This is a genomic window from Streptomyces sp. NPDC060198, from assembly GCF_042728415.1.
Lineage (GTDB): Bacteria > Actinomycetota > Actinomycetes > Streptomycetales > Streptomycetaceae > Streptomyces.
The window spans coordinates 1-7,844 of record NZ_JBHWZJ010000328.1 but is presented as its reverse complement, the minus strand read 5'-3'; the positions used below and the strand labels follow the sequence as shown (position 1 = coordinate 7,844).

The 7,844-nt window shown below is 72.9% G+C and carries 7 protein-coding genes; 5 read left to right on the top strand and 2 right to left on the bottom strand.

All coding sequences use genetic code 11. From position 1 onward, the window contains the following. The first annotated feature begins 284 nt into the window (after positions 1–284). Both ACFWEP_RS28120 and ACFWEP_RS28115 read left to right on the top strand, forming a co-directional pair. Entirely contained in the window at positions 285–863 is a 579-nt protein-coding gene (locus tag ACFWEP_RS28120; protein WP_387374083.1) for a TetR/AcrR family transcriptional regulator, read from the top strand. A 405-nt stretch (positions 864–1,268) separates the two neighbouring features. Further along, positions 1,269–1,610: a hypothetical protein gene (locus ACFWEP_RS28115; protein ID WP_387374081.1), complete on the top strand. Its 342-nt coding sequence runs from the start codon at positions 1,269–1,271 to the stop codon at positions 1,608–1,610. A 59-nt stretch (positions 1,611–1,669) separates the two neighbouring features. On the opposite strand, the gene ACFWEP_RS28110 is transcribed toward ACFWEP_RS28115, so the two are convergent. After that, positions 1,670–2,638, bottom strand: a complete 969-nt coding sequence (locus ACFWEP_RS28110) for a DeoR/GlpR family DNA-binding transcription regulator (RefSeq protein WP_387374079.1) — start codon at positions 2,636–2,638, stop codon at positions 1,670–1,672. 262 nt (positions 2,639–2,900) lie between these two features. Next, positions 2,901–4,340 (bottom strand): NAD(P)H-quinone dehydrogenase, encoded by a 1,440-nt coding sequence (locus ACFWEP_RS28105; RefSeq protein WP_387374077.1) that lies wholly within the window; start codon positions 4,338–4,340, stop codon positions 2,901–2,903. Positions 4,341–4,614: 274 nt separating this feature from the next. On the opposite strand from ACFWEP_RS28105, the gene ACFWEP_RS28100 reads away from it, so the two are divergent. The 3 genes from ACFWEP_RS28100 (at position 4,615) to ACFWEP_RS28090 (ending at position 7,824) form a co-directional block, all read left to right on the top strand. Next, complete coding sequence (locus ACFWEP_RS28100) at positions 4,615–5,052, top strand: gamma-glutamylcyclotransferase (RefSeq protein WP_275492381.1); 438 nt, start codon at positions 4,615–4,617, stop codon at positions 5,050–5,052. Positions 5,053–5,210: 158 nt separating this feature from the next. After that, positions 5,211–6,035, top strand: a complete 825-nt coding sequence (locus ACFWEP_RS28095; protein WP_327177648.1) for a purine-nucleoside phosphorylase — start codon at positions 5,211–5,213, stop codon at positions 6,033–6,035. A gap of 136 nt (positions 6,036–6,171) precedes the next feature. Further along, positions 6,172–7,824, top strand: a complete 1,653-nt coding sequence (locus tag ACFWEP_RS28090; RefSeq protein WP_387374075.1) for a phospho-sugar mutase — start codon at positions 6,172–6,174, stop codon at positions 7,822–7,824. Positions 7,825–7,844 lie beyond the last annotated feature (20 nt).

The window sequence follows — 7,844 nt, the reverse complement described above, 5'->3', positions numbered from 1 at the left end:
GCGGAGGGTCGCCCCGATACTGGATGTATCGGGGTGATCCCGACAACGCGGCGAGCGTGCGTGCCGGGCGTCGCAGGACAGGCGGGACTTTCGCAACACGCTTGAGGGCCCAGGCCCCGGTCCGGGGGCGGGTCCGCCGGAGGGCGGTGGCATCCTGGAGCCGAGGAAACCCGGGAGGACGCCCCACCATGGCCAGCGTGACGCAGCCGAGCACGGCACCGACTCCGGACCCCGACGGGACCGGGCCGGCTTCACCCGTGCCCACTCCCGCACCCGGACGCCCGATGCGGGCCGACGCCCGCCGCAACCACGACCGGCTGGTCGGCGAGGCCCGCACGCTCTTCGCCGAACAGGGCACCGACGCCTCGCTGGAGGACCTCGCCCGGCGCGCGGGCGTCGGGATCGGCACGCTGTACCGGCACTTCCCCACCCGGCCCGCGCTGATGAACGCGGTCTTCCAGGACGCGCTGGCGGACCTGCTCGACCGCTCGAACGCCCTGGCACGGGCCGAGCGGCCCTGCCATGCCCTGGTGGAGTGGCTCGGCTGCATCGTCCGGCACGCGGGCGAGTACCGGGGACTGGCCCAGGCGCTGCTCTCCGCCTCGCGGGACGATTCCTCGGCCCTGGCCCCCTGTCACGTACCGCTGCGCGAGGCGGGGGCCCGGCTGCTGGCACGGGCGCAGGAGAGCGGGGCCGTGCGGGCGGACGCGTCGATCGACGATCTGATGCAGCTGACCAATGCCGTCGCGCTGGCCGCCGAGCAGAACCCCGAGGACCCCGGGTTGGCCGACCGGCTGCTCCTGCTGACGCTCCAGGGGCTCAAGAGCAGGCCGGAGACGACGGACAGGGCGTTGGGCGGCTGAGGGCCGGTACCGCACCGGGAGCCCGGTCGTGCCCGGCAGGCATGCGTCCCGGTTCGATCCGGGCAAAGAGCGGTGGTGGCACCGGAATCGGGAGGCACCGCGGGGGCAGACCGTGAGCGGGTGCGGTTCGTTCCGGCGGAGGGGGAAGCCTGGGGTCGGACTACGGCTACGACGTCTGCCTGCCGCCCCGGAACGTCACCCGGGCACCGACCCACCTGGCCGGACTGGCGCCACCGGACCGTACCGCGCCTCCGCTCGACGTCACCCTGCCCGGCGGTGACCGGCTCGTCCTCCCGTTCACGTCCCGCTTCACGAGCGATCCCGTCGACGGCTCCACGGGAGGCACGTTCGAATTGGACACGCCCCTCATGGCCGAACTCGACGACACGCTCCGGGAGTTCGTCGATGCGTACGGCCCCGGACCCCGGGCGGACGGGTGTCCAGATCGGCTACGTCTACGTGACGGTCCGGTTCGGGTCCTTCCTGCACCCCGGCCCCCCGTCGGTGGAGTGCTGGGCGACGACGTCGCGGATGAGCCGCCTGTTCGCGCGGTCCGCCAACATCGGGAAGGTGTCCACCGGCCTCACCGCCGCCGCCGGCGGAGTGTGCTGCCTGTTCGACGCGGGCGACGACGGCCCGGAACAGGTGTGCCGGCTCAACGGCGAGACCATCCGGGAGATGGTCTCCGGCCCCCGCTTCCCGGACCCGCGGGCCCTGGTGGCGACGTGGCCCGATCCCGACCGGTGAACCCTGATGTCGGGGCCCCGCCGCCGCAACGCACGCCGGGGCGTCGGCAGAACCGACCCTCAGCGCCGCCGCAGGTCCGCGACGCGGGCGCGCTCCGGGGGTCCGGGGTCGGCGAGCGCCGCGGCGCCGCGCAGTTGCTGTCCCAGGCCGCCGTTCTGGGTGCGGCGCTGGCCCGGCAGCGGCATGTCGCGCCGGGGTCTGCCGTTCGGCGGGGCGCTCTCCAAGCCGGTGGGACCGGAGTCGGCGTCACCGCCCGCGAGGATGATCTCCACGCCCTGATCGGCCAGGGCCTGGATCTCGGCGGCGGCCCGCTCGTCGTGCGGCGGAGGTCCGTCCGTGACCAGCCGGGTGACCAGCTCCGTCGGTACCGTCTGGAACATGGTGTCGGCGCCCAGCTTGGTGTGGTCGGCGAGGACGACCACCTCGGCGGCGGCCTGCACCAGCGCCCGGTCGACGCTGGCCGAGAGCATGTTGGACGTGGAGAGCCCGCGTTCGGCCGTCAGCCCGCTCCCGGAGAGGAAGGCCCGGGAGACCCGCAGCCCCTGGAGGGACTGCTCGGCGCCGCTGCCGACCAGAGCGTAGTTGCTCCCGCGCAGGGTGCCCCCGGTCATCACCACCTCCACGCGGTTGGCGTGGGCCAGCGCCTGGGCGACCAGCAGGGAGTTGGTCACGACGGTCAGGCCGGGCACCCGCGCGAGCCGGCGGGCCAGCTCCTGCGTGGTGGTTCCGGCCCCGACGACGATGGCTTCGCCCTCACCGACCAGGCCGGCCGCCACATCGGCGATGGCCGTCTTCTCCGCGGACGAGAGATGGGATTTCTGCGGAAAACCGGACTCCCGCGTAAAACCGCCCGGCAAGACCGCACCGCCGTGCCGACGGTCGAGGAGTCCTTCTGCCTCCAGTGCCCGCACGTCCCGCCGTACGGTCACTTCGGAGGTCTGGACGACGCGGGCGAGCTCACGGAGCGATACCGCCCCGTTGGCACGCACCATTTCGAGGATCAATTGACGACGTTCTGCAGCGAACACAGAACTGACAGTAACCCGACCCACGCGCGTTTTCAGCGCATTGGGCCGATTTGCAGAAGTTGGCAACGAAGTGGGTAACCAAGTGATATACGCGAAACCGATGTTGTCAGACTCGCCCGCGTAGTCGCCGCCAGTTGCCGCCAGATTGACTGGAACATGCACACAACCGGTCGGAGAGCGGTCACGCGTGATCCGTCCACTTCCCCAACAGGCCCCGCAGCGACGGCGGTTGCCGACGTGCGGGACCGATCGCACGGGGTGACTAGGCCTCGCCGTCGAGCTTCCGGGTGTGCAGCTGACGCGCCACCTCGGCGATCGAACCCGACAGGGACGGGTACACGGTGAACGCGTTCGCGATCTGTTCCACCGTCAAGTTGTTGTCGACCGCGACCGAAATCGGATGAATGAGTTCGCTGGCGCGCGGCGCGACGACACAGCCGCCGACCACGATGCCGGTGCCCGGGCGGCAGAAGATCTTGACGAAGCCGTCGCGGATGCCGAGCATCTTGGCGCGCGGGTTGCGCAGCAGCGGGAGCTTGACGACGCGGGCCTCGATCTTGCCGGCGTCCACGTCGGCCTGGGTGTAGCCGACGGTGGCGATCTCCGGGTCGGTGAAGACGTTGGAGGAGACGGTCTTCAGGTTCAGCGGAGCCACCGCGTCGCCGAGGAAGTGGTACATCGCGATGCGGCCCTGCATCGCGGCGACCGAGGCCAGCGCGAAGACGCCCGTGACGTCACCGGCGGCGTAGACGCCGGGGGCACTGGTGCGGGAGACCTTGTCGGTCTTGATGTGGCCGGACTCCTTGAGGTGGACGCCGGCCTCCTCCAGCCCCATGCCCTCGGTGTTCGGGATCGCGCCGACCGCCATCAGACAGTGCGTTCCGGAGATGACACGACCGTCCGAGAGGGTGACCTCGACCCGGTCGCCGAGGCGCTTGGCGGCCTCGGCGCGCGAGCGGGCCATGACGTTCATGCCGCGCCGGCGGAACACGTCCTCCAGCACGGCGGCGGCGTCGGGGTCCTCTCCCGGCAGCACCCGGTCGCGGGAGGAGACGAGGGTGACCCGGGAGCCGAGCGCCTGATAGGCGCCGGCGAACTCGGCGCCGGTGACACCGGAGCCGACCACGATGAGCTCCTCGGGGAGCTCGTCGAGGTCGTAGACCTGGGTCCAGTTGAGGATGCGCTCGCCGTCGGGCTGCGCGTCCGGGATCTCGCGGGGGTGGCCGCCGGTGGCGATCAGCACCGCGTCGGCGGTGAGGCGCACCTCGCTGCCGTCGGCGGCGGTCACCACGACCTGGCGGGAGCCGTCGGCGGCCTGGAGGCCCTCCAGCCGGCCGCGTCCGCGCATCACCCGGGCGCCGGCCCGGGTGACGGAGGCGGTGATGTCGTGGGACTGGGCGAGCGCGAGGCGCTTGACACGCCGGTTGACCTTGCCGAGGTCGACCCCGACGACCCGGGCGGCCTGCTCCAGGGCCGGGGTGTCGTCGGCGACGATGATGCCCAGCTCCTCGTAGGAGGAGTCGAAGGTCGTCATCACCTCGGCGGTGGCGATCAGGGTCTTCGAGGGGACGCAGTCGGTGAGCACGGAAGCTCCGCCGAGACCGTCGCAGTCGACGACGGTGACCTCCGCCCCGAGCTGGGTGCCGACCAGTGCCGCCTCGTAGCCGCCGGGGCCGCCGCCGATGATCACGATCCTGGTCACGAAATGTCCGCCTCGCGTGGTGTCATCCCGCGGCCGTCTGCCGTCCCGGCCGGGGTCCGGGGGATCGCCCCGGGGGAATGCAGTACGTACTCCATTGTCCCGCACCCGCCAAAGTGCTTCGCCCCGGGTCCCTCCATCCGGGCGCCGGAGCCGTCCTCGCAGCTCGGGCGGGGTGGCGCGGACACCGGCCCGCCGCCCGCGGGCGTTCCCTCTCCCGGGCTGTTCCTGCACGGAGTTCGGCACGTCGCTCCGCATCTCCCGTACCCTCGGACTCATGTCGCTCTACGCCGCGTACGCCGGCAACCTCGACGCGCGGCTGATGACGCGCCGCGCACCGCATTCCCCGCTGCGCGGTACGGGCTGGCTCAACGGCTGGCGGCTGACCTTCGGCGGGGAGCAGATGGGCTGGGAAGGCGCGCTGGCGACGGTCGTCGAAGCGCCGCGCTCCCAGGTTTTCGTCGCCCTGTACGACGTGGCGCCGATGGACGAGGACTCCCTGGACCGCTGGGAGGGCGTCGGTCTCGACATCTACCGGCGGATGCGGGTGCGCGTGCACACCCTGGACGGCGAGGAACCGGCCTGGATGTACGTGCTCAACGGTTACGAGGGCGGTCTGCCCTCCGCCCGCTATCTCGGCGAGGTGGCCGACGCGGCGGAGTCCGCCGGGGCCCCGCACGACTACGTCATGGAACTGCGCAAGCGCCCCTGCTGACCCTGTGGGCGCAAGGGTCCGAGGACCCCGCGCACTCCACTCGCCCTTTCCGCGCCCCGGCCCTGCACCCTCTTCGTCGTACGAAAACACGATAGGAGCGGACAGACTGTGCGCCCGTCCATCTACGCGCGTAGGGAATCAGCGGTTACCCTCGTCCGGTGAACGCATCTGTTATTCCGGACAACATCCAGGACGACCCGCACGCGGTGGCCGCGGAGGCCGCCGCCAGGCTGCGGGAGCTGACCGGCGCCGAGACCCACGACGTGGTCCTCGTGATGGGGTCCGGGTGGGGGCCGGCGGGCGATGCGCTGGGTACCCCGGACGCCGAGTTCCCGGTGACGCACCTGCCCGGATTCCCGCCCCCGGCGGTCGAGGGACACGGCGGCACGGTCCGCTCGTACCGCATCGGCGAGAAGCGCGTGCTGGTCTTCCTCGGCCGCACCCACTTCTACGAGGGCCGCGGCGTCGCCGCCGTCGCCCACGGGGTCCGCACGGCCGTGGCCGCCGGCTGCCGGACGGTCGTGCTGACCAACGGCTGCGGCGGTCTGCGCGAGGGCATGCGCCCCGGCCAGCCGGTGCTGATCGGGGACCACATCAACCTCACCGCCACCTCCCCGATCATCGGCGCCAACTTCGTCGACCTGACCGACCTGTACTCCCCCCGGCTGCGGGCGCTCTGCCAGGAGATCGACCCCTCCCTGGAGGAGGGCGTGTACGTGCAGTTCCCCGGCCCGCACTACGAGACCCCGGCCGAGATCGGCATGGTCCGCGCGATGGGCGGCGACCTGGTGGGCATGTCCACCGTGCTGGAGGCCATCGCCGCGCGCGAGGCCGGCGCGGAGGTGCTCGGCATCTCGCTGGTGACCAACCTCGCCGCCGGCCTGTCCGGCGAGCCGCTCAACCACGAAGAGGTCCTGCAGGCCGGCCGGGACTCGGCCGCGCGCATGGGCGACCTGCTGGCCCGCGTGCTCGAACGCATCTGACCGGCCGGACCGGCGGCTTCCGGGCCGCCCGGTACCGGGCCTGACCCGCCGGTCCGGCACCGGTACCACGGCCCTCGCCACCCGGAATCCGCCGCACCACCTGGCACCCTCCGTCATCCCCGAAAGGTGGACCCCCGTGCACGACGACGACCTCCTCGAACGGGCCAGGGCCTGGCAGGCCGAGGACCCGGACCCCGAGACGCGCGACGAGCTGGGGCGGCTGATCGACTCCGATGCCCCCGAAGCGCGCGCCGAGCTCGCCGCGCGCTTCGCGGGCACCCTCCAGTTCGGCACCGCCGGTCTGCGCGGGGAGCTGGGCGCCGGTCCGACGCGGATGAACCGCGCCGTCGTGATCCGGGCCGCCGCGGGCCTCGCCGCGTACCTCAAGGCCCGGGGCCAGGGCGACGGACTCGTCGTCGTCGGCTACGACGCCCGCTACCGCTCGGCCGACTTCGCCCGGGACACCGCCGCCGTGATGACCGGCGCCGGACTCCGTGCCGCCGTCCTGCCACGCCCGCTGCCCACCCCCGTGCTGGCCTACGCCATACGGCATCTGGGGGCCGTCGCGGGTGTCGAGGTCACCGCGAGCCACAACCCGCCGCGCGACAACGGCTACAAGGTCTACCTCGGCGACGGCTCGCAGATCGTGCCCCCGGCCGACGCGGAGATCGCCGCCGCCATCGCGGCGGTCGGCCCGCTCAAGGGGGTGGACCGCCCCGAGGACGGCTGGCTGGTCCTCGGCGACGAGGTCCTCGACGCCTACCTGGCCCGTACGGACGCCGTCCTCTCCGCCGGTTCCCCGCGCACCGCCCGGACCGTCTACACGGCGCTGCACGGCGTCGGCACCTCCGTGCTGACCGCGGCGTTCGAGCGGGCCGGGTTCCCCGCGCCGGTGCTCGTCGCCGAGCAGGCCGACCCCGACCCGGCGTTCCCCACCGTCGCGTTCCCGAACCCGGAGGAGCCGGGCGCGATGGACCTCTCGTTCGCGACCGCGCGCCGGGAGAACCCCGACCTGATCATCGCCAACGACCCGGACGCGGACCGCTGCGCCGTCGCGGTCCCGGACCCGGCGGCCGAGGGCGGCTGGCGGATGCTGCGCGGCGACGAGGTCGGCGCGCTGCTCGCCGCGCATCTCGTGGAGCGGGGCGCAGAGGGCGTGCTCGCGGCCTCGATCGTCTCCTCCTCGCTGCTCGGCCGGATCGCCGACCGGGCCGGTCTCGGATACGAGGAGACGCTGACCGGCTTCAAGTGGATCGCCCGCGTGGACGGACTGCGGTACGGCTACGAGGAGGCGCTCGGCTACTGCGTCGACCCGGACGGCGTACGGGACAAGGACGGCATCACCGCCGCGCTGGTCGTCGCCGAGCTGGCCTCGGTGCTCAAGGAGCGCGGTCGTTCCCTGCTCGACCTGCTGGACGACCTGGCGCTCGCGCACGGCCTGCACGCCACCGACCAGCTCTCGGTCCGGGTGGAGGACCTCTCGGTCATCGCCGACGCCATGCGCCGGCTCCGCGAGCGGCCGCCGGCCGAGCTCGCGGGGCTGGCGGTCACTTCGGCCGAGGACCTGTCGAAGGGATCCGCCCAGCTCCCGCCCACCGACGGGCTGCGCTACCGACTGGACGGCGCCCGGGTGATCGTCCGCCCGAGCGGGACCGAACCGAAGCTGAAGTGCTACCTGGAGGTCGTCGTGCCGGTCGCCTCGGCGGACGGGCTGCCCGCCGCGCGGGCCCGGGCGGCGGAGCTGCTGGCCGGAATCAGGCGCGACCTCTCCGCCGCGGCGGGCATCTGACCTTCCGGACCCTCCGCACG